General features: G+C 69.8%; 18 protein-coding genes. 8 read left to right on the top strand and 10 right to left on the bottom strand.

What is annotated here, in order from left to right:
- Positions 1-11: 11 nt before the first annotated feature.
- Positions 12-1703, top strand: a complete 1692-nt coding sequence (locus ACN0TP_RS06650; protein ID WP_417217932.1) for an ABC transporter ATP-binding protein — start codon at positions 12-14, stop codon at positions 1701-1703.
- On the opposite strand, the gene ACN0TP_RS06655 is transcribed toward ACN0TP_RS06650, so the two are convergent.
- The 6 genes from ACN0TP_RS06655 to ACN0TP_RS06680 form a co-directional block, all read right to left on the bottom strand.
- A complete protein-coding gene (locus tag ACN0TP_RS06655; protein WP_417217934.1) occupies positions 1700-2431 on the bottom strand; it encodes a 4'-phosphopantetheinyl transferase family protein in 732 nt (243 codons plus the stop codon). The two genes, ACN0TP_RS06650 and ACN0TP_RS06655, sit on opposite strands and share 4 nt — an antisense overlap.
- Before the next feature lie 5 nt (positions 2432-2436).
- A complete protein-coding gene (locus tag ACN0TP_RS06660; RefSeq protein WP_417217935.1) occupies positions 2437-3234 on the bottom strand; it encodes an ABC transporter permease in 798 nt (265 codons plus the stop codon).
- Positions 3234-4280, bottom strand: a complete 1047-nt coding sequence (locus ACN0TP_RS06665; protein ID WP_417217937.1) for an ATP-binding cassette domain-containing protein — start codon at positions 4278-4280, stop codon at positions 3234-3236. The genes ACN0TP_RS06660 and ACN0TP_RS06665 overlap by 1 nt, the downstream gene beginning before the upstream one ends.
- Positions 4277-4489 (bottom strand): MbtH family protein, encoded by a 213-nt coding sequence (locus tag ACN0TP_RS06670; protein WP_417217939.1) that lies wholly within the window; start codon positions 4487-4489, stop codon positions 4277-4279. Before ACN0TP_RS06670 ends, ACN0TP_RS06665 begins: the two co-directional genes overlap by 4 nt.
- Positions 4490-4523: 34 nt before the next feature.
- Positions 4524-15017 carry an amino acid adenylation domain-containing protein gene (locus tag ACN0TP_RS06675; protein ID WP_417217941.1) on the bottom strand — a complete coding sequence of 3498 codons (10494 nt, stop codon included), beginning with the start codon at positions 15015-15017 and terminating at the stop codon, positions 4524-4526.
- 125 nt (positions 15018-15142) lie between these two features.
- Positions 15143-15403 carry a hypothetical protein gene (locus ACN0TP_RS06680; protein ID WP_417217942.1) on the bottom strand — a complete coding sequence of 87 codons (261 nt, stop codon included), beginning with the start codon at positions 15401-15403 and terminating at the stop codon, positions 15143-15145.
- 170 nt (positions 15404-15573) lie between these two features.
- Between ACN0TP_RS06680 and ACN0TP_RS06685 the strand changes: the two genes are divergently transcribed.
- Genes ACN0TP_RS06685 through lhgO form a run of 4 tightly spaced genes read left to right on the top strand, consistent with a single transcriptional unit; the run spans position 15574 to position 18523 of the window.
- Positions 15574-16077, top strand: coding sequence for a hypothetical protein (locus ACN0TP_RS06685; RefSeq protein ID WP_417217944.1), 504 nt, complete (start codon positions 15574-15576; stop codon positions 16075-16077).
- A gap of 60 nt (positions 16078-16137) precedes the next feature.
- Positions 16138-16749 carry a hypothetical protein gene (locus tag ACN0TP_RS06690; RefSeq protein WP_417217945.1) on the top strand — a complete coding sequence of 204 codons (612 nt, stop codon included), beginning with the start codon at positions 16138-16140 and terminating at the stop codon, positions 16747-16749.
- Positions 16746-17258, top strand: coding sequence for a DinB family protein (locus ACN0TP_RS06695; RefSeq protein WP_417217947.1), 513 nt, complete (start codon positions 16746-16748; stop codon positions 17256-17258). The genes ACN0TP_RS06690 and ACN0TP_RS06695 overlap by 4 nt, the downstream gene beginning before the upstream one ends.
- A 59-nt stretch (positions 17259-17317) precedes the next feature.
- On the top strand, positions 17318-18523 hold the full coding sequence (gene lhgO / locus ACN0TP_RS06700; protein WP_417217949.1) for an L-2-hydroxyglutarate oxidase: 1206 nt from the start codon (positions 17318-17320) through the stop codon (positions 18521-18523).
- A gap of 64 nt (positions 18524-18587) precedes the next feature.
- Here lhgO and ACN0TP_RS06705 read toward each other — a convergent pair whose 3' ends face one another.
- Complete coding sequence (locus ACN0TP_RS06705) at positions 18588-19172, bottom strand: TetR/AcrR family transcriptional regulator (RefSeq protein ID WP_417217951.1); 585 nt, start codon at positions 19170-19172, stop codon at positions 18588-18590.
- 382 nt (positions 19173-19554) lie between these two features.
- Here ACN0TP_RS06705 and ACN0TP_RS06710 point away from each other — a divergent pair, with 382 nt between their 5' ends.
- From ACN0TP_RS06710 to ACN0TP_RS06720, 3 genes are read left to right on the top strand one after another with little or no spacing between them, the layout of a single operon-like run.
- Positions 19555-20373, top strand: a complete 819-nt coding sequence (locus tag ACN0TP_RS06710; RefSeq protein WP_417217953.1) for an SDR family oxidoreductase — start codon at positions 19555-19557, stop codon at positions 20371-20373.
- A 30-nt stretch (positions 20374-20403) separates the two neighbouring features.
- The gene (locus ACN0TP_RS06715) at positions 20404-21366 is read left to right on the top strand and encodes an acyl-CoA thioesterase (protein WP_417217954.1); all 963 of its coding nucleotides are present in this window, start codon (positions 20404-20406) and stop codon (positions 21364-21366) included.
- Positions 21363-22121 (top strand): class I SAM-dependent methyltransferase, encoded by a 759-nt coding sequence (locus ACN0TP_RS06720; RefSeq protein WP_417217956.1) that lies wholly within the window; start codon positions 21363-21365, stop codon positions 22119-22121. Before ACN0TP_RS06715 ends, ACN0TP_RS06720 begins: the two co-directional genes overlap by 4 nt.
- Before the next feature lie 24 nt (positions 22122-22145).
- Here ACN0TP_RS06720 and ACN0TP_RS06725 read toward each other — a convergent pair whose 3' ends face one another.
- The 3 genes from ACN0TP_RS06725 to ACN0TP_RS06735 all read right to left on the bottom strand — a co-directional run bounded on the left by ACN0TP_RS06725 (position 22146) and on the right by ACN0TP_RS06735 (position 26260).
- Entirely contained in the window at positions 22146-23780 is a 1635-nt protein-coding gene (locus ACN0TP_RS06725) for a family 10 glycosylhydrolase (RefSeq protein ID WP_417217957.1), read from the bottom strand.
- Positions 23781-23985: 205 nt separating this feature from the next.
- Complete coding sequence (locus ACN0TP_RS06730; protein WP_417217959.1) at positions 23986-24513, bottom strand: MarR family winged helix-turn-helix transcriptional regulator; 528 nt, start codon at positions 24511-24513, stop codon at positions 23986-23988.
- Position 24514: 1 nt separating this feature from the next.
- Positions 24515-26260, bottom strand: coding sequence for an MDR family MFS transporter (locus ACN0TP_RS06735; protein ID WP_417218219.1), 1746 nt, complete (start codon positions 26258-26260; stop codon positions 24515-24517).
- Positions 26261-26474: the final 214 nt, after the last annotated feature.

A 26474-nucleotide genomic window follows, 5' to 3' on the forward strand; every position in this document is an offset into this window, starting at 1 on the left:
ACGGTGCAACCATGACCAACGAAACCACCGACGAGACGTCGATGCCCCGTCCGCTGCTGGAACTGCGGGATCTGGCCATCAGCTTCAAGACCGGCAACGGCGAGGTCAACGCGGTCCGCAAGGCCAACCTGACGATCCTGCCCGGGGAAACCGTGGCGATCGTCGGGGAATCCGGTTCGGGCAAGTCCACGACGGCGTTGGCCGCCATCGGGTTGTTGCCGCGCAACGGCCGCGTGGCCGACGGGACCATGCTCTTCGACGGCGAGGACATCACCCATGCCTCGGAGAAGCGCATGATCGAACTCCGTGGCTCCTCCATCGGCATGGTGCCGCAGGACCCCATGTCCAACCTGAACCCGGTGTGGAACATCGGCTTCCAGGTCAAGGAGACGCTGCGTGCCAACGGACTGCCGCATGACAAGAAGGCGGTGGCCAAGGTCCTGACCCAGGCGGGCTTGCCGCGGGCGGAGGAGCGGGCCAACCAGTACCCGCACGAGTTCTCCGGCGGCATGCGCCAACGCGCGCTGATCGCCATCGGCCTCTCCTGCCGGCCCCGGCTGCTCATCGCCGATGAGCCGACGTCGGCGCTGGACGTCACGGTCCAGCGCCAGATCCTGGATCATCTGGATACGATGACCAGCGAGCTGGGGACCGCGGTCCTGCTGATCACCCATGACCTGGGCCTCGCCGCCGAGCGCGCGCACAAGGTCGTCGTGATGTACAAGGGACAGGTCGTCGAGGCGGGCCCCGCCGTGGAACTGCTGACCAATCCGCGCCACCCCTACACGCAGCGGTTGGTCTCCTCCGCCCCCTCGCTGGCTTCGCGCCGGATCGAATCGGCCAAGGAACGCGGCCAGGCGTCCGATGAGGTGCTGGCCAACGAGGAATCCACCGGCAGCGACGATGTCATCGAGGTCCGCAACCTGGTGAAGAACTACAAGATCCGCGGCGAACTGGGCAAGTCGACGGAATTCCGGGCCGTGGACGACGTGTCGTTCAGCATCAAACGCGGCACCACGACTGCGGTGGTGGGCGAATCCGGTTCGGGCAAGTCCACAGTGGCCAAGATGGTTCTGGGCCTGGAAGACGCTTCCGAAGGGAGCATCCTGTTCGACGGCGTCGACCTCACCTCGCTTTCGCGCAAGGAGATGTTCGCCTTCCGGCGACGGGTGCAGCCGATCTTCCAGGATCCGTTCGGCTCGCTGGACCCGATGTACAACATCTTCCGCACCATCGAGGAACCGCTGCGGGTCCACCGCATCGGCAACGCGAAGGAGCGGGAGAAGAAGGTCAGGGCCCTGCTGGACCAGGTCGCGCTGCCGGCGTCGATGATGCAACGGTTCCCGAACGAGCTCTCCGGCGGCCAGCGCCAGCGCGTGGCCATCGCCCGGGCGCTTGCGCTGGATCCCGAGGTGGTGATCTGCGACGAGGCCGTCTCCGCCTTGGACGTGCTCGTGCAGGCGCAGGTGCTCAATCTGCTGGCGGACCTCCAGACCGAATTGGGGTTGAGCTACCTGTTCATTACCCACGACCTGGCCGTCGTGCGCCAGATCGCGGACCACGTCTGCGTCATGGAGAAAGGGCAGCTGGTCGAGTCGGGCAGCACCGACGACGTCTTCGACGCCCCGCAGACCGAGTACACGCGCTCGCTGCTGGACGCCATCCCCGGTGCCGGACTGATGCTCCCGCCCGAGGTGGCCTAGGCGGAAAACAGCTGGTGTGGGGTGACAGCCACCAACTGAAGCTGCCCGCGGCAGGATGCAGCCGCAGCGTAGCCCCCCGGGGCCGACACCTTGTGCACGGACAATCCGTCCAGCGCACGGGTGTCGGCCCCGTCTGCCATTAACGGGTCGATGGCCGGTAGCGGGGAGGTGCGGACGGCCGCCGGTGGAATGGAGAGTCCGTATCCGCAGGCCTTGAGCAGCGCCTCCTTGGCGACCCACAGCCGCATCCGGCCCTCGACGTCGTGCGGGGCCAGCGACGAGCTTTCAAGTGGCGATAGGCAGTGGGCGTCGAAACCATCGAATAGAGTCCCGGGAATGCGCTCGATGTCCACACCCAGGGGCCCGGCAGCGGGCGGTGCGGCGGCGGCCATGACCCACGCGCCCGAACGCGACCAGTTGACGCTTACCCCCTCCACGCCGGGCTTCCCGTGTGCTCCGCCGCAGGAACGGCAGGCGTCCGCGCGCGGGGCGAGGCCAGCGGCCCTGATCGGCGCGAGTCCCAGCACTCGTGCACTGAGCAGGCGGGCCAGGGCGCGGGCAGCCAGCGCCCGCGCACCATCCTCGGGTGCTGCATGCCGTTGCGCGGAGGCAAGGTCGACGGCGGAGACGAACCGCTCCAGACCGCCACGTTCCGCGGCGGCTGCCGTGAAGTCACTGACATGGGCCACAGCGTGAAGGACCACCGGTGATGCCGTGCCGCGGGACATCGGATTCAGCGTCCGATCCGGCGGTATTGCCACACCGCCAGCGGCGCGAAGACGGCGATGATGGCGACGCAGCTGAACAGGGCATAGGCGACGGGGTGCTGCAGCGGCCAGCTCTCGCCCATGTCGAATCCCGGCGGCAACCCGTTGCCGAACAGTTCGCGGACCGCCGTGGCCACCGCGGTAACCGGGTTCCACTCCGCGATGGTGCGCAGCACACCCGGCAGGGAGGACAGCGGGACGAAGGCCCCGGAAATGAACGTGACGGGGAATAGCCAGATCAGCCCCAGGCTCTGGGCGACCTCGACGCTGCGGGCGGTCAGGGCGATCACGGCGCCAATCCACGAGACGGAGAACGTGAACGCCAACAGCAGGGCGGCCGCGCCGAGCGCCTGCCAGGGCCCGGCCTCCACCCGCCAGCCGATCGCCAGCCCGCAGGCCAGGATCACGGCCATCGACATGACACTGGTGGCCAGGTCCGCCGTCGTGCGTCCCAGGATCACCGCCACCCGGGACATGGGCAGGGAACGGAACCTGTCGATCAGCCCCAGCTGCAGGTCCTTGGCCAGGTAGACGGCGGTGAAGGAGGAATTGAAGGTCAACGTCTGGGCGAGGATCCCGCCGATGAGGAACTCGCGGTAGGCATCCCCGCCCAACCGCCCGCCGAAGACGAAGGCCAGCAGCAGGACGAAGATGATCGGTTGGACGATCCCGGTGATGAGGGCGCCGGGGGTGCGCCAGGAATTGAGCAGGTTGCGGTGGGCGATCACGGCGCTGTCGACACCTGCGGAGACGAGCACTGACATCAGCTGCGCACCCCCTGGCGTCTATGACCACCGACGCCGGCCGCGACCGGCTCGGGGGTGTCGTCACCCGCATTTGGCGCGCCGCCGTGTTCGTCCCCGGCGCCGGCGGGCACCGCGTTGGTGCCGGTCAGGCGGAGGAAGACGTCGTCGAGGGTGGGGCGCCGCAAGGAGATCTCGGCGACGGGGATTCCGGCCGCGGCCAGTTGGTCCAGTGCCGCAGCCAGGGTTGCCTCGCCGCGGGGCGCGGGAACCCCCAGCCGGTTGCCGCCGGCCTCGACCACGGCGGGTTCGATGTTCCCGCTGGCGCGTTCGAGTACGCGTGCGGCACGCTCGCTATCGGTGCTGTCGGCGGGGACGACGTCGATGCGTGCGGAGCCGGCGCGGTCCTTCAGTTCCTGGGCGGTTCCCTCGGCGATGACCCGCCCGGCGTCCAGGACCGCGATGTTGTCGGCCAGCTGGTCGGCTTCCTCCAGGTATTGCGTGGTCAGCAGGACGCAGGTGCCTTCGGCGGACAGCGAGCGGACGGCGCTCCAGGTGTCCATGCGACCGCGTGGGTCCAAGCCGGTGGTCGGCTCGTCGAGCACGACGACGGGTGGCCGGGCCACGAGGGCGCCGGCCAGGTCCAGGCGCCGACGCATCCCGCCGGAGTATTGCCCGGCACGCTTGCCGGCGACCGGTTCCAGCCGGAAGTGTTCCAGCAGTTCGCCGGCCCGGGTGGCGGCGTCGCGGCGGGAGAGCCCGTAGAGCCGGCCCACCATCTGGAGGTTCTCGTAGCCGGTGAGCTTCTCGTCAACGGCGGCATACTGGCCCGACAGGCCGATGGAGCGGCGCACGGCGTCCGGAGCGGTCGCGGCGTCATGGCCGTTGACCGTCACCACTCCGGCGTCGGGCTGCAGCAAGGTGGAGATGACCTTGACGGTGGTCGTCTTGCCCGAGCCGTTGGGTCCGAGCAGTCCCAACACCTCGCCCGGTCCCGCCGAGAGGCTGAGCCCGTCGAGGGCGCGAAAGGAGCCGTAGGCCTGGCTGACCGCCTCGAGGCGTATCACTGTGAGGCGGCCAGGTCACCGGCATGGCGCGGCGTGATGTCGGCCCAGTTGCGCTCCACGTAGTCCAGGCAGGTCTCGCGGGCGTCCGGTCCGTGCATGACCACCCAGCCTTCGGGCACATCGGCAAACGAGGGCCACAGCGAATGTTGCTGGCGTTCGTTCACCAGGACGCGGAACTGTGCTGACTCGTCGTCGAATGGGTTGACCATGTCACTCTCCTTGGAACTGCAGGGCGTTTCTTCCTTACCTAGGGTCTTCGGGGCGGTCGGCCAGAAGGTTTGTCATGACCGGCATGATGTGATCAAGGGCACGTTCACTCAGGAGCTGGGAGTGCCGCTCGGGAACCTCCGTATCCACGATGTTCCCCGTGACATATGGGGCCCAGTCGTCGGCATCTGGCCGGCTCTCCGGGACGTCATGCGTGGCGGTGAAGAAGTTCAGGTTCCCCCGGAAGGACAAGACGGGGGCCTCGCGGATCAACTGCGCCAGGCGCGCGAAGTTCGCCATCATGGCCTCCAGGGATGCCATCGGCACCGCGCCGAGCGGGTTGCCGTTCTCCCGCAGCACTTCGAGCGCGCGCTCGCCGGTGAGCTCGGCGCCGTCCTCGGGTACTGGATGGCCCACGGCGTCGAGGAAGTTGGCCAGCAGCGTCCCCGAACCGCCCACGCCGACGTCGGCATTCTCGTCCTGGCGGCTGGGATAGGCATCCAGGATCGCCAGCAGGGAGACCTGCTCGCCCAGTTCCTGCAGGCGGGTCGCCAGGCGCTGGACCACGTTGCCACCGAAGGACCAGCCCATCAGGCGGTAGGGCCCGTGAGCTTGGACCGTGCGGATCTCGGCGATGTAGAGGTCCACCAAGTCGGTCAGCGTGTAGGCGGCCAGGGGACTCGTGTCATCGGGTGCCATGCCCGGCAACTGCAACCCGTAGAGCGGACGCCCGGGATCCAGATGGCGCAGCATGGCGGAGTAGCCCCAGGCGACGCCGCTGGCAGGATGGACCGCGAACAACGGCTCGAGATTGCCGCTGGTACGCAGCGGCAGCAGGGGCCGCAGGCTGTCGGCCACGGATTCCCCGGCACCGCGTCCGGCCTCGTGCACCAGGGCCTCCACCGTGGGGGAACGGAAGAGCGTCTGCACTGCCAGATCCGAGCCCAGCGCGTCGTTGACCCGGGTGATGAGCTCCTGTGCCACGAAGGAGTGCCCGCCGAGGTCGAAGAACGATTCGTCGACCCCGACCCGTTCAGCACCGAGCACGTCGGCGAAGATCGTGGCTACGGCTGCCTCGCGCGGAGTGTTGGGCGGGCGGCCACCGGTGGATGCGGCTGCCGAGGGCTCGGGTAGCCGGCGCACATCCGGTTTCCCATGGGAGGTCAGCGGGATATCCGGGACCTGCACGAAGACCGCGGGAACCATGTAGGCGGGCAACGTCGAGGCGGCCTCGCGGCGCAGGGAGTCGACGAAGCCGGCTTTCGCCGGCCCGTCCCCGGCAGCGACGACGTAGGCCACCAGGCGCTGGGTGGGTGGCATCCCGTCGGCGAGCACCAGAGCCTGCGCGACGCCGTCGACGGCACGCAGGGTCCTGGCGATCTCGCCGGGTTCGACGCGTTGGCCGCGGATCTTGACCTGGTCGTCGTTGCGTCCGCGGAAAACGATCGTGCCGTCGGCCTGCCGGGTGACCAGATCGCCCGTGCGGTACATCCGGGCACCGGTGCCCCCGTGGGGATCCGCGACGAAGCGCTCGGCGGTCAGCGCCGTGCGTCCGCGATAGCCACGGGCCAGACCGGCACCAGCGAGATACAGCTCGCCGGTGGCTCCCGGCGGGACGTGGCGCAACCGGGCATCCAGGACATATGCTGCCGTCCCCGCGACCGGTCGGCCGAGGTGGGGCGTGGTGTCGGCGTGGACCCTGGCCAGCAGGGCGTCCACCGTGGCTTCGGTAGGACCGTAGAGGTTGTGGGCCACCACGCCGTCGTGGGCGGCGAGCCGTTCCCAGAGGTCAGCGTCGAACGCCTCGCCGCCCAAGGCCAGGTGCAGGCGGGCGTGGCCGTCGGTGCCCGAGCGTTCTAGCAGCCGCTGGAAGCCCGGTTGGGTCAAGAGGTGGCGCACGTGGGAGGGGGTGGTTTCCCAGGCGCCGATGTCCTCGTGGTCGAGGTAGTCCGCCAGCGACTGCGGGTCGCGTCGGATGTCGGTCCCGATGAGGTGGAGTTCGTGTCCGGCAACCAGCCACAAGAACGGATCCCACGCGGCGTCGAAACCGAGGCCAGTGGTGTGGGCGACCCGCAGCCATGGAGCCTCGGCGGTGGGCGGGGCCGCGGGGAAGAGCGTCGCGCGGTGGCTGCGCAACAGGTTGGCCAGGGCCCCGTGGCTGACCTCGACGCCCTTGGGGCGGCCGGTCGAGCCCGATGTGAAGAGCACGTAGGCCAGGTCCTCGGGGCCAGGTTGCGGGAAGGCCCGGGTGGATTCGTTGCCTCTGCCGGCCGCCACGGCCTCGTCCTGGTGGGCCTCCCGCCCCACCAGGTCCTCGATGAACAGCAATCCGGCCGTGGATTGCGCGGTGGCCAGTGCTGCCCGGGCCCGTTCCTCCAGCGTCCGGGAGGTGAGCATGGCGGAAGGGGCTGCATCGGCGAGGATGTCCGCGATCCGCCCGTCGGGGTACTCGGCATCGATGGGGTTGACGGCCGTCCCGGTGCGCAGGGTGCCCACGACGGCGACCGGTTGGCGTTCGTCGCGGGGCAGGAGCAGGGACACTACGTCGCCCGGCCCGGCCCCCGCCGTAGCGAGCGCTTCGGCGACGCGGGACGCATCGGCGTCGAGGTCGGCGAAGGTCAGCCGGCGGTCGTCGGAGACGACCGCAGCGCGCCCGCCGTGGCGGGCGATTGTCTCGTCGAGGTCATCCAGGATGCCGTGCCAGGCGGCACCGGCCTCCGGTGCCGCAGGGGTCGCGGTGGCCGCCTGCAGGTCCGACTCCGCCGTCGCGTCGAGGAGCGCCAACTCGTCCAGTGCGGTTTCCGGCCGGCTGGCGGCCGCGGCGGCAAAACGGGCCAGCTGGTCCGTCATCCGTTCGATGGCGCGACGGGTGAACAACGAGGAGTTGTATTCGAGAGTCACGGCCAGGGATCCGTCCCCGCGCCGGCTGAAGGTGAAGGAGAGGTTGAACTTGGCTGAGCCCGATCCCTCCTCGTCCACGATGGTCACCTCGAGTCCTGGCAGCTCGAGTGCCGCCGGGGGCTCGGCCTCGTAGGTGAGCATCGTCTGGAACAGCGGGTGGCGACCGAGTTCGCGCGGTGGGTTCACCGCCTCCACCAGTCGTTCGAAGGGCACGGTGTCCCGGTCGAAGGCGTCGAGCACCGCGGTGCGGGCCAGACCGATCGCTGCGTCGAGGCTGGGCCGCGCGGAGTGGTCGACGGAGATCGGCAGGGTGTTCACGAAGAATCCGACGATCTGCTCCAGCTCGGTGTCCGGGCGCCCGGCGGTGGGGGAGCCGATGACGGTCCGCTCGCCTGCTCCGAGCCGGGTCAGGTAACCGCCCAGAACCGCGTGCAGGGCCATGAAGAGGCTCGCGTTGTTCCGGGCGGCCAGTCGCGAGAGCTCCGCGGAAGTGGTGGCGTCGAGGGTGAAGTGTGCTTGCGCGGCGGGCTGGCGGGCCTCGGGAGCGCGGGGCCCGTCGGTGGGCAGTTCGAGCTCGTCGGGCGCTCCCGCCAGATCGCTTGCCCAGCCTTGGAGGCGTTCGGCGAGACCCTCGTCGTCCTGCCGGGCATCGCGTTGCCAGAGCGCGTAGTCGGCGTACTGGAGGTCGAGATCGGTCCACTCGGGGCCGGAGCCGCCGAGCCTGGCGGTGTAGGCCGCGGAGATGTCACGGGCCAACGGCTGCAGCGAGGCCCCGTCGGAGGCGATGTGGTGGATGACCAGGTGCAGGACATGGTCCCCACGCCCGGTTTCGATCAGGTTCGCGCGCAGGGGCAGGTCGGTGCGCAGGTCGAACCCGGTGCTCGCCCCGCGGGCCAGGGCGCCGCGCAGCTTGCCGGCTGATTCCGCGCGTTCGTGGCGCAGGATCTCGCAGGTCGCGACGGTATCGAGCACCTGCTGTGTGGGTTCGGTTTCGTCCTCGGTGTAGACGGTCCGCAGGATCTCGTGGCGGTGCACCACGTCGCCCAGCGCGGCGTCGAGTGCGTCCCGGTCCAGGGCGCCGGTCAGCCGGACGGCCAGGGAGATGTTGTATTCGGCGTTGCCGGGGTCGAGCTGGTTCAGGAAGAACATGCGCCGCTGCGCCCAGGAGAGGGGCAACCGGGCGGGCCTTTCCGGCGAGGTGGCCAGCCATTCGAGGGGGCGTGGGACCGGCGGTTGGTTTTCTGGATGCCCCTCCGTCGTGCCGTTGGCGGTCATGCCGGATCCCGAACGCGCGGTGGCGTCGGCGGGCGCCGTCCGTTCGAGGATGCCCGCAGGGGTGGGGGCTTCGAAGAGCGTGCGCAAGGGCATCTCGATGCCGCAGGCGTTGCGGAGCGCGGCGGACAGGGACACTGCCAGCAGGGAGTGTCCGCCGAGCTCGAAGAAGTTGCCGTCCAGGGGGACCTCTTCGACGCCGAGGACCTCGGCGAAGGCGGCGCAGACCCGCCGTTCGGTCTCCGTCGCCGGGGCGCGTCCGGCACTGGGGGCGGTCGCCGGTTCGGGCAGGGCCGCCCGGTCCAGCTTGCCGTGGGAGGTGAGCGGGATGTCCTCCAGTCCGACCCAGAAGCCGGGGACCATGTAGGAGGGAAGGTGTCGTGCCGCGTGCCGGCGCCACGTCTCCCGGTCGCCCGCACCCACGACGTAGGCGGTGATCCGGCTGCGGCCTGCGTCGGCCACGACGGCGGCGTGGGTGACGCCCGGGCACGTCGCGATGACTCTTTCGATTTCCCCGGGCTCGATCCGGAAGCCGCGGATCTTGACCTGGCTGTCGGCTCGCTCCACGAAGGACAGGGTTCCGTCGGTGTTGGTCCGCACCAGGTCGCCGGTGCGGTACATGCGTCCGCCGTCGAGCCAGGGGTCGGCCACAAAGGAAACGGAGGTCTCGCGTGGGCGGTTCACGTATCCGGCAGCGGATCCGGCCCCCGAGAGGTAGAGCTCGCCGATGACGCCGGCCGGGACGGGGCGCAGCATTTCGTCCAGGACGCGGGCGTGGATGTTGGCGGCGGGGCGGCCGATGGCCACGGCGCCCGGCCGGATCCGGCTGGTCAGCGAATCCACGGTGAACTCGGTGGGTCCGTACAAGTTGTGCGCCACCAGATCGGGGCGTCCGGCCAGTGCGTCCCACAATTCCTGCGGGATCTGCTCGCCGCCGAGGGCGAGGCTTAACTGGGATTCCGCCGTGGGGGCTGTTAGTCCCATCGAGAGCAGCTGGTGCGCGTACGAGGGGGTGGTCTCCAAGACGGTGATCCCCTGGTCCTGGACCAGTGCGACGAGTTCCTCGGCGTTGGCGCGCACGTCGTCGGGCACCATGACCAGGTGGGCGCCGGCGATCATCCACAGCATCGGATCCCAGGCGGCGTCGAAGCCCAGGCCGGCGATGTGTCCGACCGTGGCGCCGAGTGGCTCGGTATCGGCGAAAAGGGTTGCCGTGTGGTGGGCGAAGAGGTTGGCAAGTGCCCCGTGCTGGACCATCACGCCCTTCGGTGTCCCGGTGGAGCCCGAGGTGTAGACGATGTAGGCAGGGTCCTGCGGGGTCACGATGTCGGGGGGCAGGGCGCCGTTCGCCGCTCCGGACTCCAGCAGTTCGTTGATGCCGATGCGACGCCGCGCCGGTGGCGCGTCGTCGGCTTCGAGGCGCAGGTCGGCGGTGCCCACGATGACCGTCGGGTTGCTGTCCTCCAGAATGCGGGCGATGCGCCCTTCCGGGTAGGTGGCGTCGACGGGGACCAGGATGGCTCCGCAGCCCAGCACGGCCAGGGCCAGTGCGGGCACGTCGACGGTGCGCGGGAGGACCGAGGCCACGCGGTCGCCGGGGCGTACTCCGGCTGCGGCGAGGCCACCCGCCAGGGCGGACGCCCGTTCGGAGAGCTCCGCGAAGTCCAGCGTCCTGTCCTGATCGCTGGCGGCGATGGCCGCGGGATGGGCGGCGGCCGTTTCCGCGAAGGCCTCCATGATCGTGTGCGGCCCGTCGGTGATGACGGTGCCGACGGCCAGTGACGCGAGCTGCTCCACCTCGCCCTCGAGGAAGAGGGGCAGGTCTTCCAGCGCGGTATCGGGCGCCTGGGCCACTGCGGCGAGGACCTGTTCGAAACGCCGCGCGAGCCCTCGAGCCACGGTGGCGTCCATGCGCCGCGGGTCGAAGGACAGCCCGCCGGTCAGGGCGCCGCCCTCGGCATCCAGACCGTCCTCGGCCAGGTCCAACAAGAGGTCGAACTTGGAGCCACCCGACTCGGGGTTCGGGTCGGCGGTGACGTCCAGCCCGTCCATCGTGATGGTGGGGGCGGGGCCGGTCTGGAGCGTCAACATGACCTGGAAGAGCGGGTTGACGCCCTCGATGCGCTCGGGCCGGATGGCCTCGATAACGCTGTCGAAGGGGGCGTCCTGGTGGGCGTAGGCGCGGAGGTTGGTGTCGCGGACGCGCTCGATGAGATCCGCTGCCGTCGGGTTGCCTCCGGTCCGGGTGCGCAGGACCACGGTGTTGACGAAGAAGCCCACGAGCGGTTCCAGCGCCGGATCCGTCCGGCCGGCGACCGGGGTCCCGATCGGCAGGTCGTCCCCGGCTCCCATCCGGGTCAGCATCGCGGCGAACCCCGCCTGGAGCACCATGAACAGGCTGGCGCGGTGCTCGCGGCCCAGCCCCCGGAGCCGGGACGCCGTCGCGGCATCGAGGTGCACGGGCTCCTGGCCCACGGCCGGTGCCCCGGCGCCCGGGTCGGCCGGCGGCGCGTCGGCGACCAGGGCGCCCGGCAACCGCAGCTGCGCCGGGGCGCCGTCGAGTTCGCCGGTCCAGAAGGCGAGCTGGTCGGCCAGCGCGCTGCCCGGGTCCGCAGCGCGGCCCAGCAGCTCCTGCTGCCAGAGGGTGTAGTCCGCGTACTGGACATCCAGCGGGGCGTCGTCCGGCGCCTCCCCTGCCAGACGTGCGTTGTAGGCCCGGGAGAGGTCCCCGGCGAGTGGGGCCATGGACCAGCCGTCGGCGGCGATGTGGTGGATGCTCAGCAGCAGGACATGGGTATCGGCGGCGGTGGTGAACAGCGCGGCACGCAGGGGGAGCTCGGTGGTGAGGTCGAACCCGCGTGCGGACGCGGCGGCGATGGCCGCACGGGCGGTCTCCTCCGTCGCGCCGACGTGGGGCACGTCCACGGTGGCCTCGCCCCGGGGAAGCACCCGCTGGACCGGACCGGAGGTGGTGCCTGATCCCGTGGGGTTGGCGCCGGCGTCGTTCCCGCGCTCGGGGTAGATGGTCCGCAGGATCTCGTGGCGGCCCACGACGTCGTTGACAGCCCGTCGCAGGGCCGCGGCGTCGAGGCGGCCGCGCAGACGCAGGACCACGGGAATGTTGTAGCTGCCGTCGGTGGGGTCGAGCTGGTTGATGAACCAGAGTCGCGACTGCCCGGCGGACAGGGGCAACCGGTCAGGCCGCGGCTGCGGGGCCAACGCGGGGACGGCGGGCGTGGTGGCGTCACAGCGGGCCGCGAGGCCGGCGACCGTCGGGTGTTGGAAGACCTCTCGCAGGGTCGGCGCGCCGCCCAGCCGGTCGGTGAGTTCGGCGAGCAGGCGGGTGGCCAGCAGGGAGTGGCCGCCGAGCTCGAAGAAGTCGTCCTCGGCCCCGACGTCCTGGAGGTCCAGGACCTCGGCGAAGGCCGCGGCGACGGCGCGTTCGGCATCGGAGCGCGGGAGGGTGCCGACGCGGTGGTCGGTTGGTGCCGGCAGGGCGCGCTTGTCGAGCTTGCCGTTGACGGTCAGCGGGATGGCATCCAGCACGTCGATGGATGCCGGGACCATGTAATCGGGCAGGGTCCCGCGAAGCGCGTCGCGCAGTTCGGTGGCCTCGAGGTCGTGGCCCGTCGCGTAGGCGGAGAGCCGGTCGAAACCGGCCTTGTTCTTGGTGGCGATCACGGCGGCCCCGCTGACGCCGGGCTGGGCGCGCAACGTCGCCTCGATTTCCGGTAGTTCCACGCGGAATCCGCGGATCTTGATCTGGTCGTCGGAGCGCCCCAGGAACTCGATGCCCCGTTCCGGGGAGCGGCGCACGACGTCGCCGGTGCGGTACATGCGTTCGCCGGGTTGGCCGTACGGGTCCGCGATGAAGCGCTCGGAGCTCAACTCGGGGCGGCCCAGGTAGCCGCGGGCGACATTGGTTCCCGCCAGGTAGAGTTCGCCGACTGCCCCCGGGGGCACCGGGCGCAGCCCGGAGTCCAGGACGTACCGGCGGGTGTTGGCCACGGGGGAACCGAGGTGGGGATCGTCGGTGGAGTCGATCGAGGCAGTCAGGCTGTCGACGGTGGTCTCCGTGGGGCCGTAGAAGTTGAAGGCGTGCACGTCGGGGTGGTCGGCCAACGTGGACCACAACTCGGCGTCGACCGCCTCGCCGCCGAGGGCGATGACGTCCGGTGCCGGATCCTCGAGGAGCCCGTGTCCTGTCAACGCGTGCACGAACGACGGCGTCGTCTCGATGGCATCGATGCCGGTGGTCTCGATGAAGGCCGAGAGCGCCTGCGGATCCCTGCGGGTCAGGTTGTCCACGATGTGCAGCTCGTGCCCGGCCAGCAGCCACAGCATCGGGTCCCAGGAAGCGTCGAAGGAGATGCCCGCGGTGTGGGCCACGCGCAGCATCCGGCCCAGCCGCCGGGATGCCGGCTCGAAGAGGGACTCGCGGTGGGCCAGGAACAGGTTGGTCAGCGAGCGGTGTTCGACCGCAACGCCTTTGGGGGTTCCCGTGGACCCGGAGGTGAAGATCACGTAGGCCAGGTCCTGCGGGCCGGGAGGTGTCGGCGGAGCGGTGTCGGGCTTGGTGGCCAACACCGAGGAGACCAGCGGTGAATCCACGGCGATGGTGTGCCCGGGCAGGGGGTCGCCGGGGCGGGCTGCGAGTTCCGCCGAAGTCAGCGTGACCGCGGGCTCGCAGGCGCGCAGCATCGCATCCACGCGGGACGGCGGGTAGTCCGGGTCGACGGGGACGTAGGCGGCTCCCGACTTCAGCACGGCCAGCAGGGACACGGCCAGGTCGGTGGAGCGTTCCAGGTGAACGGCCACCAGCGCGTTGGGCCCGGCGCCGAAACGGCGCAGGTAGTGGGCCAGGCGGTTGGAGGCGCTGTCCAGTTCGCTGAACGTCAGCTCCCCGTCCTGGGCCACCACCGCCAGCGCCCCGCCGCGCGCGGCAACACTGGCGGCGAATTGCTCGACGACGGTGCCCTGCGGCATCTCGCGGCTCTCGACGGTTCCCGCATCCACCAGGGCCCGGTATTCGTCGTCGCCCAGGGCCTCGACATCAGAGACCCGTGCGTCCGGGTCGGCCGAGATGGCCGTGACCAGGCGCAGAAGCCGCGCGGCGTGCGCTTGCAGGGCCTCGCCGTCGTACAGGTCGGCGTTGCCCTCCAGCGCCAGCGTGGCGATGATGGTGTCCCCGTTCCCGGGGGCCGTGGCGTCCCGGGGGAGCCCGTGGACCACGATCGAGAGGTCGTCGATGGGGCCGGTGGAGAGGATGCGCATGGACGCCGGGGCCGGGCCGAAGTGCAGCCCGCTGACGACGGGCAGGATGTTCAGGGACGGGCCGAGATAGCGCGGACCCGCGTCGTGCGAACCGATGCGGTAGCGCTGGTGGATCAGCGCCGAGCGCAGGGCCCGGCCGGCCTCCGCGACGACTTCGCGCACCAGGGCGTCGGGTCGGATCCCGACCGCGACGGGGACCACGTTCGAGGTCATGGACGGGACCGAGGTGGCGGTTTTGCCGCGGCGGGCGGTGACCGGCAACCCGATGGAGACCGTGCGCTCGCCGGTCATCTTGTGCAGGTACACGGCCAGCGTTGCCAGCAGCACCGCGGGCGCCGTGCCGGTCTGGCCCAGCCGGGACACGACGTCGGCGGGCAGCGCCTGGGCGTGGCTGACGGTCGCCGCAGCGGTCCCGTCCGGGTAGCCGGCCAGCGGATGCCCGCCCTCGGTGCGCTCCAGGTAGCCGCGCCAGTAGTCGCGGTCGGCGCCCTGGGCGTCGGAGTCCTCGTAGGCCGCCTCGTGCTCCACGAGCGCGGCCAACGACCCGGCGTTCCCGGGGGATGCGGGGCCGGTCTCGGGGTCCGTCCCCCCGAGCAGTGCGGAATAGCCGGCGGCGATGCGCTGCAGGACCAGCACGGCCGAGTATCCGTCAAGCATCAGGTGGTGCACCCGCTGGTAGAAGAGGTGGCGGTCATCGGCCACCCGGAACACCTCGAGGTGCAGCAGGTCGCCGCCGTCCACCTCCCGGGCCCGGGCCAGGTCCTGGTCCATGCGTTTCCGGGCGACCTCCTCCGCGCCGTCGCCGGAACCGCGCAGGTCGCTCACCTGCAGGCGGGCAGCCTGGGCCGCGGGGACCTGGACGGGGCCGTCCGCGCCCGCGGCGAACCGCATGTTCAGGGCATCGGTGTCGGCCACGACCCGTTCGACTGCGGTGGCCAACAGCCCCGTGTCCAAGGTGCCGTCGATCTGGGCGTACTGCGCGATCTGGAACTTCGGGTTCTCGGGGTCGAACGCCTGGGCGTACCAGATGCCGCGTTGTGCCGGTGTCAGCGGAAGGGGAGCGGTGGAGGTGGGCTCGGGCATGGGGATGCGATCCTTCGATGGGGTGCTGGGGGTGGCGGCGGGTCCGGGCCGGGGGAGCCGCCGGGCATGCGCCACCCGGTGACAGGTGGCGTCACCGGGCGGGGCTGCCGGGGTCGGTGCCGGGGCTACTGGAACTGGCCGAACTTCAGTGCGTCCCGGATGACCTGGTTCAGCGAACCGTTGAGCAGGCCGCCGGAGAGGACGTCTCCGCCCAGGAGGCCGCCTTCGATCAGCGGACCGTTGACCAGCGGACCCTGGACCAGTGTCGGGGAAGCGGGCGCGGCCTGTGCTGCCGGTGCTGCGACAACGGCCAAGCCGACGGCGAGGGCACCCACGGTGCCGACTCCGGCGAGGCGCTGGGCGATGTTCCCGGTGTTCTTCTTCACGGTGGTTCCTCCTGGGTTGACGGCGGGTCCGCAGGTTTTCCCCGGACCACAATGTCGGGGGTTCGCAACGGGAAACGGGTGCGGATTGGATTTGCCGGTCCGAGGTGATGCGCCTCACCTTTCGCCTGGCTGTCGTTTGCCAGGGCGATGCCGGTCCGAAACACTGGGGCATGGCATCGCCCCGCTACGATCTGCACACCCGCTGGAGTCTCCACGCGCCCGCCCAACGGGTGTGGGACGTCATTGCCGATCCGCGGATGAGCTGGCCCGACTGGTGGGCGCAATGTGCCGCGGACGGGCCGGTCGACGGGCCGGCCGCCGAACCGGTCGACGCCACCGCCGACGGGGGCGGGCTGGTCGGCCGCAACGCGTCCCTGGCTTTCCGCGCGGCCCCCGGCTACACCCTGCACCTCACGATCCGCCCGACCCGGGTGCAGGCGCCCCGGTTCGTGGAATTCGACGCGGAGGGGGATCTGAGGGGCATCGGCAGGGTCGCGCTGGTGGAGGATGGCGACCGGACCGCGGTGCACATCCAGTGGATCGTCCGCCCCGCCCGACGCTGGATGGCGCTGCTGTCCCCGATCGCCGCGCCGGCGTTCTCGGCGATGCATGCCCGCGTGATGCGGCAAGGTGAACACGGGCTCAGGGACTATCTGGCGGCCCGGGACGGCTGAGCCCCGGAGATCCTGCGGTCCGGGCCACCAGCGGGCGGGCCACTCGGCCCACCACCGGGGGTGCCCGGGGCCTGCGTCCCGCGATACCTTCGGTGGAGGGCCGGTTCGCCACCGGCCGGACCGGATCAACGAAACCCCGCGAAAGGACCCCACGACATCAGTTTCCGAGCACGCCTGCAGCCCCTGTCCATCGCCCTGCTCACGATCGCTGCCCTGCTGTTCGCCGCCGGTGGCGCCCAGGCAGCCTCCCCGGACCAGTACCCGGTCCTGATGAAGCGCCTGGCCACGATCGCGCCGGGGACCACCGTCCACGCAAGTGCCGCGAAGCTCTTCCCGGACGACGCCGCGGACGCCAACGGATTCCGGACCATGGCCGGGCGCGTCGACGCGGGTCCGATCGCGAAGTTCACGGCCGCTATCGCCTACTGTGCAGCGGGCCGGGCCGGCCCGACCGGCGTCCAGCAGGTGGCGGTCCTGGCCGGGCAGGGCAAGCGCCCCGCCGCCGAACGGAGCGTCTCGGCGGCGGTCGGCTCGTGCATCGATACCGCCGTCCCGCCGATGCAACGCCTGCAGGCCAAGTCCGTCCAAGGCGCCCTGGTCGACGCGGTGCTGTGGGTCGAGTTGAAGATGCGTCCAGATAGTCGGATCCGGCTGGCATCATGGCGTCCATGACCACCATCGAACGCACCATGCCGCCCCTGAACGCCACCGAACGCGACACCGTCGACGGCTGGCTCGACTACTACCGCTCGACCCTGCTGCTCATCTGCCAGGGAGTCGACGCCGAGTCGCTGCGCAGCACCCCGGCGGATCCCTCGGCCTTGAGCCTGCAGGGACTGGTGCAGCACCTGGCGGAGGTCGAACGGAACTGGTTCCGCTGCGTCCTCGCCGGAGAGGATCTTCCGTCCATCCATCCGGGTGGCAGGACACCGGAGGGGCACGACGGCGGCTTCGAGGTCGATCCCGGCACCTCCTTTGCGGTGGTCATCGAGGCGTGGCAAGACGAAGTGTCCGCGGCGCGGGCGAACTGCGCGGCGCGCGGCCTCCCGGACACCGCACCGTTCATGGGAACGGAGGTGAGCCTGCGCTGGATCTACCAGCACATGATCGCCGAGTACGCCCGGCACTGCGGGCATGCTGACATCCTGCGCGAGAGGATCGACGGCGTCACCGGCGTGTGAACGGGGTTCGCCGTGCAAGAATCGGGCAGGGCCCACGGCGGGCGGCGAAGGGGAGTGGCATGGTTGAACGGATCGGGATCATCGGCGGCGGCATCGTGGGCATCGCGATCGCCCTCGCCCTGGCGGCCATCGGGGACGCGGACGTGACGGTCATCGAGAAGGAACACCGGGTCGCGGCACACCAAACGGGCCATAACTCAGGCGTCGTGCATGCCGGCCTCTACTACCAGCCCGGTTCCCTGAAGGCCACGCTCTGTGCCCGCGGCCGGGCGATGACGCGCGAGTTCTGCCGGGACCGGAACCTGCCCTATCGCGAACTCGGCAAGCTCGTGGTCGCCGTGACCGAGGACGAGCTTCCGCGACTCGATGACATCGAACGTCGCTCCCGCGAAAACCGCGTCCCCGGGCTCCGACGGCTGACCGCTTCGCAGATGCGCGAGATCGAACCCCATGTCGCCGGCGTCGCCGCCGTCCACTCGCCCCACACCGCCGTCGTGGATTACTCGGCCATCACCGAGGCGCTGGCCGACGATGTCCGTCGGGCGGGAGGCACGATCCTGCTCGGCCAGGAAGTCACCGCCGTCGCGACGGCTACCGGGACGGTGACGGTCTCGACGACCGCCGGAACCCACGTCTTCGACCGGCTCATCGTCTGCGCCGGACTCCAATCCGACGTCGTCGCCCGCATGGTCGGGGCCTCGCCGTCACCGAAGATCCTGCCCTTCCGCGGCGAATACTGGTCGATGGCGCCCGGCCGGCAGGACCTGGTCAAGGGCATGATCTACCCGGTGCCCGACCCGCGCTTCCCCTTCCTCGGCGTCCACTTCACCCGCGGGGTCTACGACGAGGTGCACGTCGGCCCGAACGCGGTGCCCGCCCTGGCCCGGGAGGGATACGGGTGGGGCAGGATCTCGGTGCGGGACACCCTCGAATCCCTGCGCTGGCCCGGTGCCCCGGTCCTGGCCCGCCAGCACTGGCTGATGGGCGTCCGCGAGATCTCCGCATCGCTCATCAAGCCCCTCTATTTCCAGCAGGCCCGGCGCTTCGTCCCCGAGTTGCGCCCCTCCGACCTCGCCGCGAAGACTGCGGCCGGTGTGCGGGCCCAGGCCTGGGACAAGGACGGTTCCCTGGTCGATGACTTCGCGGTCGACCAGGTCGGTGCCGTCACGCTGTTGCGCAATGCCCCGTCGCCGGCGGCCACCTCGGCGATGGCGATCGCCGAACACGTGCTCGAACACCACCTGGGCATTTCGCCGAAACCGTGAACGACGGCGGGGCGCGGCACCTTTTCCGGTGCCGGGGGCCGGCTGGAGCTGTGCGGCTGCCGGTTCAGTGGCGGGAAACGCTGGCCGCGAGGCCTGCCACGACACCGAGCAGCCGGGCCGCGCTGAAGTCCTCCGGACGGCGAACGACGTCCATGGCTGCGCCGTAGATCAGGGACGCGAGTACCGAGCGCAGGGCGTCCGGTTCCAAGCCCGCCGCCTCGGACACGCGCGCCGCCACGGGTTCCATGCGGGCTGCGTATTCATCGAGTGCGGTGTTGATCGGGCTTCGAAATTCGTCGGCATGGCGCGCGAAGTAGAACTGGAAGATCAGGTCGACCTCGCCGCGCTGGGTCTGCAGCCCCTCGAGTTCTTCGGCCATCATCGCATTGAGGGCGGCTGTCGGCCGTAAATTCTCGCCGAATCCCGGGGGAGGCCCGTCCAAGGTGGTCTCCAGCAGGCGAGTCAGCAGCGCATGGAGCAGACCTTCCTTGGAGTCGTAGTAGAAGTAGACCAGGCCGATCGACAGCCCGGCCTCGGCCGCGACTGTCCTCACGGTCACCGACTCGACGCCGCCGTGCAGCGCCACCGACTTGGCGGCCCTGATGATGTCACTGCGCCGCTCGCCCTCGGGCTTCTTGATTCCCACCATGGACCCACAGTATCGGCTGGGCGGGCGCATGGCGGTTGCGTCATATCGAACCGTGGTTCAATATAGGAATATGGCTCCCATCACATCCATGACCGTCGGGACGAACCCCTCAGCTGATTCCGAGGATCTCCGGAACCACGACGGAGCCGGCCGTCCCGGCGACCGGTTGGCCGCGTTGGTCGCCTCGTCCGGCACGCTCGGTTCGACGACCATTCGCAGCGCCTTCGACGACACGGTCGTCGGTAGCCGAGCCGCAGACCATCGCCGCCCAACGACTCGTCCCGGTGGGAGGCCCTGCCGGTCTGGGACACGAACGGTGGTCGCAGGTCCGGTCCGCCGGCGTCCGCATCCTCAACCGCTTCAGCTGAAAATTGGAGAACCCATGCGTCACCCCTTGCGAAATGAAACCGTTCTGATCACCGGCGCGGGCAGCGGCATCGGGCGCCTCATGGCCCTCGGGGCCGCCCGGCGCGGCGCCCGGATCATCATCTGGGACCTCGACGCCGCCGCCGGCGAGCTCGTCCGCGACGAGGTCCGCGCCATCGGCGCGGCGGCCGAGGCGTTCGCCGTCGACGTCTCCGACCGCGAGGCCGTCCGAGCCGCCGCGGAGGCAACCGGCCCGGTCGACGTTGTGGTCAACAACGCCGGGGTCGTGACCGGCAAGCGCCTCATGGACGCCCCCGACGAGGCGATCGAGCGCACCTTCCGGATCAACGTGCTGGCCCTGTACTGGGTGACCAAGGCGTTCCTGGGCGGCATGATCGAACGCCAGCACGGAACCGTCGTCACCGTGTCCAGCGCCGCCGGCCTCGTGGGGGTGGCGAAGCAAACCGACTATTCGGCGAGCAAGTTCGCCGCGTTCGGGTTCGCCGAATCGCTGCGCGTCGAAATGGCCAAGGGCAACACCGGCGTCAACTCCCTCGCGGTGTGCCCGTACTACATCGACACCGGCATGTTCGAGGGCGTGGCGACGAAGTTCCCGCTGCTGCTGCCGATCCTGAAACAGGACTATGTGGCGAATCGGGTGCTGGACTCCATCGAGGCCGGGAAGAAGCAGCTGATCATGCCGCGCGCGGTCCACGCCCTGTCGCCGGCCCGTCTGCTGCCCGTGCCGCTCTTCGACAAGCTGGCCAATTTCCTGGGCGTGAACAACACCATGGACCACTTCGTGGGGCGGGGTGAGCAGGTCACCAAGCACTGACGGGACGCGAGCCGTCGCTAACATGTCCTCATGAACGACGTGATGACGCTGCGGTTCCTGGCCGCACCCACCGATGTGTCCGAAGACGGGGTGACCGTCCAAGCAGGGCGGGTGCTCGAGTGGATCGACAAGGCCGGATACGCCTGCGCCGTGGGCTACAGCGGCGGCTACTGCGTCACGGCCTATGTCGGGAACGTGCACTTCACCCGCCCGATCCGCAACGGCGACCTCATCGAGGTCACGGCGCGCATCGTGCACACCGGACGCAGCAGCATGCAGGTGGTGGTCACCGTCGATGCCGCCGACGTCCGCGAGCGGGTCTTCCGCCCGGCGATGGACTGCATCCTGGCCTTCGTCGCGATGGACGAGCAACGCCGCCCCACGCCGGTTCCGCACTGGGAACCCTCCGACGTCGAATCGGAGCAGCTTTCCCGGGGGACGGACGAACGTGTCGTGGCCCGCTCGGGCATCCGCGACCTCATGCGGGCCCAGCAGTACACGGAGGCGGGCACGACGCCGAGGCAACAGTTCAGGTTCCTCGCCTCACCCTCCGATGTGAACTGGGGCGGGAATGCCCATGGCGGGATCGTCATGCGCTGGATTGACGAGGTGGCCCGGGCCTGTGCGATGGGATGGTGTGGAGATGACGCCGTGGCCGTCTACTCCGGCGGCATCCATTTCTTGAACCCGATCCACATCGGGGATGTCGTCGAACTCGAGGCGCGGATGATCCACACCGGTCCGCACAGCATGCACATCGCCGTGCACGTCAGGGCGCGCGACCCACGTTCGGACGACTGGCGGGAAACGACCCAGTGCATGACGATCTTCGTGTGCCGCGACGATGCGGGGCGGGCGTCGGCGGTTCCCCAGCTGGTGCTCGCCAGCGACGAGGACCGCCGGTTGGACCAGCATGCCCTCGAGCTGGTCCGCCGACGTGCGGAGCTGGAGCCCCTGCAGTTTGCCGTGGAACGGAAGTACGGGGTGCCATGATGTTCGATGTCGCCGCGGAAAGCTACGGCCGTTTCATGGGGCGCTTTTCGGAGCCCTTGGCGGAGACCTTCATCGACTTCGCCGGCGTACGGCCCGGCCACAGGGCACTCGACGTCGGTTGCGGGCCTGGGGCGCTCACGGCGCGCCTGGTCGAGCGCCTGGGGATCGACGCGGTGGCGGCCATCGACCCCTCGGTTCCGTTTGGCGCGTCCGTCCGGAACCGATGGCCCGGCATCGACGTCCGGACGGGAACCGCGGAGGAACTGCCCTACCCGGACGGGGTCTTTGACGTGGCCCTCGCCCAGCTGGTCGTGCACTTCATGGCCGATCCCGTGGGCGGGCTGGCCCAGCTGATGCGGGTCACCAGGGCCGGTGGTGTCGTCGCGGCCGCAGTGTGGGATCACGCGGGTGGTACCGGACCGCTGGCCCTGTTCTGGGATGCCGTGCGCGAGCAGGACCCCGCGGCGGCGGGCGAGGCGGACCTGCCGGGCACCTCGGAGGGCCAGCTGGCCGGGCTGATGGCCGCGGCGGGACTGCGTGCCGTCGAGGCCGCGCCGCTGACGGTCACGGTGCCGTTTGCCTCGTTCGCCGAGTGGTGGGAGCCCTATACCCTGGGGGTCGGGCCCGCGGGGGCCTATGTGCAGGCCCTGTCACCGCAACGGCGCGAGGCCTTGAAGGCCCGCTGTGCGGAGGCGCTGCCCGCCGGGCCGCTGGAGATCACGGCGACAGCCTGGTGTGCACGGGGATGCCCCTGAGCCCCGGCCGCCGCGTCCGGGTGCTCAGGCGCGGATGAAGATCGCGGTGGCACGGGAGGAGTCGGTCCCCGTCTGGCTGATTGACTGAATCATGTACCAGTAGGTGTGTCCGGGGACCACTCCGGTGTCGAGCCAGGATTGGGCCGCCGTCGTCCGGCGTCGTACCGCGCGCAGGTTCGTGGCGGTGGACTGGATGTAGGGAACCACGGGGCCGGTCGATTCCCACCGCCAGATGGCGATGTGCTTGATCGGTTCGCCGTTGGAACTGGAGAGCCAGGTGAGCCGGATTCCGCTGCCTTCGCGGACCGCCTTCGTGATGACGGGCGTGTAGGGACGGGTGGCGTTCAATTGGGTGAAGGGCACCGGCAGGGCCGGCCTTGCATAGTGGCGTGCCTTGAGGATGCCGATGGCATTGAGCTTGTTCGCCCGGAATGCCGTGGTGTTGTAGAACGCCTGGCCTCGCACCGCCGCGAGGGAGCGGCCCTTGGCGAGGTGGTCGCGCAGCTCGTTGGGGTCCCGCCAGGCGGCGGTCGTCGCGTCCCCGACCTTGTAGGCGGCCTCGCCCGTGTAGAGCTTCACGGGGGTGCCGGACACCTGCTTGGCCCACCAGCTGACGAGGACGTTGTAGTCCGCCGGTTTGTAGCCCTGGTACCAGTACAGCTGGGGAAGGATGTAGTCCACCCAGCCGTCGCGAACCCAGCGGCGGGTGTCGCTGTAAAGCGCCGTGTAGCTCTCCAGCCCGCTGGTGGCGGAGCCGAGGGGCGTGCTGCTCCGGTTGCGCCAGATCCCGAAGGGGCCGATGCCGAAGACGACGCGGCGTTTGGCGGCTTTGATGGCGTTGTAGGTGTCGCGCACGAACAGGTTGATGTTGTCGATCCGCCACCGGGCGACCGTGGTCCACGAGCCGCGGTAGGCGGCGTAGGCGGCACCGTCCGGAATGCCGGCTCCGGCGACCGGGTAGGGGTAGAAGTAGTCGTCGAAGTGGATGCCGTCCACGTCATAGCGTTTGACGAGGTCAACGACGACGGAGCGGATGTAGGTGCGCACCGCGGGGATGCCCGGGTTGTAGTACCGGCGGCCGCCGTAGGCAAACGACCAGCTCGGGTGCTTGCGTGCCGGATGGTCGGCCACCAGCGAGGAGAGGCTCGTATCCATGGCCACGCGGAAGGGGTTGATCCACGCGTGCAGCGCGAGGCCGCGTCGGTGGGCCTCGCTGATGGCATAGGCCAGCGGATCGTAGCCGGGATCCTTGCCCTGGGTTCCCGTGAGGTAGCGCGACCAGGGTTCGCCCAGGGTCGCCCGCCACATGCGGTCGGCCGCCGGACGCACCTGCAACAGGACCGCGTTGAGGTTCCGCGACACGGCGAGGTCCAGGATCGAGCGCAGTTCCGCCTGCTGCGCCGAGACGCCGAGTCCGGCCTTCGACGGCCAGTCGATGTTGACCACGCTGGCGACCCAGAGGCCGCGGAATTCGCTGCGGGGGTAGACGCTGCTCGAACCGGTGTTGCGACCGGAAACGGTGTAGACCTTGTTGCGGGTCACCGCAGCAGCCGCCGGGGCGGTGCTTGACCAGGCGGCCATGACGGCGCCGGCCACGGCTGCAGCGGACAAGACCGTCCGGCGGCTGGGTAGTTCACGGGTGGCGGGGAGCTGTTCCATGGCCGGGCCTTCGACGACGGCTTGCGGGCCGGATCATTCCGGCACCAGCCCACCGATTGACACGGATTTTACACCTGTGTCCCGGGGCGGGGAAGATGGCGGGCGGAAACCGTCGGTGGGGCCCGGAGCGGCCCGGCCGCAAGCCAACGGGCCGTGGACCGGGGTGACCCGTTCCACGGCCCGTCTACCGACAAGGTGGCGTGCGTCAGGCGGGGGTGTTCCCCGCGCTGCTCGTCTCGTTCAACCGGGCCAACAGTTCGGCGAACCGTTCGACCTCGGCCTGGTCCCAGGTGCCCAACCGGTCATAGAGCAACCGGCGGGATTCGGCGATCGTCGTCTCGTACTTCGCCCGGGCGTCCTCGGTGATCGAAATCAGCTTCGCGCGCCCGTCGTGCGGGTCGGCCGTGCATTCGACCAGTCCGAACTCACCGAGCTGCTTGACGGTGCGGCTCATCATGGCCTTGTCCGTCTGCAGTTCCGCGGCAAGTTCGACCTGCTGGCGTGCACCCTGCTGGGCCAGCAGGGTCAGGACCTTGTAGCCGGTGGGCTGCAGTTCCGGGTGGATGGCCGCCGCGCGGTTGCGGATGCTGGCCCGTGCCGAGACGATCAGGGTGCCGAACTGCCGCTCGACCTCGCCGATCGCCGCCGTCATGGCGCCTCCGCCCGCGGAAGCTGCCGGGGCGGCTTCCGGGGAAATAGCCGGTGCGGCGAACGGGTCGGGCAGGAGTGTCATCTCAGCCTCGCGTCCCGGGAAGCTCGGCGTCGCGCGCCACCTGGGCATCGCCGTCGTGCCCGTCCGTGGTGGACCTGACGAGCGGGATGGCGTCGGTGTCCAGCGTCGGGGTGACTGCAATGGTCGCTTCGCTGACCTCGGCCAGGCGCAATTCGGCGGCTTCGAGCTCCGGGTGGGCCGGCTCGGCGGAGGCGTCGGTGCCGGCAGCTTCGGCCTCGGCGCGCTGGTGGCGCGTCTGCGTGCTGAGTTCCAGGTTGGGCAGGAACACGACGGCGAGGATCGTCAGGATGCTCAGCGGTGCGGCGACGGCGAAGATGTGCGCCACGGCATCGCCGTAGGCGGACTCGATGACCAGGCGCACCGGTTCCGACAGCGAGTGGACCGCCGGGATGTTGCCGCTGGCCAGGGCCGCCGCGACGTCCTTGCCGCCGGCCCCGAGGGAGGCGATGGCTGACTTCAGGTCGGCCGCGCGTTCACCCATCAGATCGGTGACCTTGGTGGCCATGATGGCGCCGAGGACCGAGACGCCGATGGTGCCGCCCAGGGAGCGGAAGAACGCGATGCCGGAGGAGGCCACGCCGATCTCGGCGGGGACGACGGCGTTCTGCACCACGAGCACGAGGTTCTGCATCACCATGCCCAGGCCGGCGCCCAGGATGAACATGTAGGCCGAGACCAGCACGAAGTCGGTGTCGAAGTGGATGGTGCCCAGCAGGTAGAGGCCCGCCAGTTGCAGCACGGAGCCGATGACCATGTAGGCCTTCCACTTGCCGCGGCGGGAGATCAGGGCACCGACGACGGTGGAGACGATCAGCAGCCCGGCCATCATCGGGATGGTCATCAGGCCGGACTGGGTGGCGTTGGCACCGCGGGCCAGCTGCATGTACTGGGCCAGGAAGACGGAGGTGCCGAACATCGAGACACCGACGGAGATCGAGCCGACGACGCTGAGCGTGAAGGTGCGGTTCTTGAACATGGTCAGCGGGATGATCGGCTCGGAGGCCTTGAACTCGGCGATGACGAACGCGGCCAGGGCGACGACGGCGCCACCGACCATCCAGGCGGTCGTGGCGCTGGCCCACTCGAAGTCCTTGCCGGCCAGGGAGACCCAGATCAGCAGCAGGGCGACGCCGGTGGAGAGCAGGACGATGCCCGCGTAGTCGATGCTCACCTTGCGCTTGGCCTGGGCCGGCAGGTGCAGGGTCTTCTGGATGAGGATGATCGCGACGGCGGCGAACGGGAGGGCGATGAAGAAGTTCCAGCGCCAGTTGATCGAGTCGGTGATGAAGCCGCCGATCAACGGCCCGCCCACGGTGCCCAGGGCCATGACGGCGCCGAACAGGCCCATGTACTTGCCGCGTTCGCGCGGGGAGATGATGTCGGCCATGACGATCTGGCTCAGGGCGGTCAGGCCACCGGCGCCGAGGCCCTGGAAGACACGCATGGTGATGAGCATCGTGGTGTCCTGCGAGAACCCGGCGATGGCCGAGGCGATCACGAAGATCAGCAGCGAGAGCTGCAGCAGCACCTTGCGGTTGCTCAGGTCCGCGAGCTTGCCCCAGATGGGGGTGGAGATCGTGGTGGCCAGCAGGGTGGCGGTGACGACCCAGGTGTAGGCTGTCTGGCTGCCGTTGAGGTCGGAGAGGATGACGGGCAGCGACGTCGAGACGACGGTCCCGGCCAGGATCGAGACGAACATGCCCATGAGCAGGCCGGTCAGCGACTGGATGACCTGCCGGTGGGTCATGCCGGAATCGGACAGCGATGCCGTGCGCTCCGGGGTGGAAACTGAAGACAAGGGGGCTCCATGGAGAAGAAGGGGATGGTTGTTCTGAGACAACTATATGAGAAATGGTTGCCTCAGGACAACTAGTTTAGGCGTGATGTGCCTCGCGACAGCCACGTGCATTCTTGACCCTACATACCCCCTAGGGGTATCTTCGTCGTGACGTCGAAGCTAG

Origin of the sequence: Arthrobacter sp. (assembly GCF_048266065.1) — a bacterium.
Classification (GTDB): domain Bacteria; phylum Actinomycetota; class Actinomycetes; order Actinomycetales; family Micrococcaceae; genus Arthrobacter_H.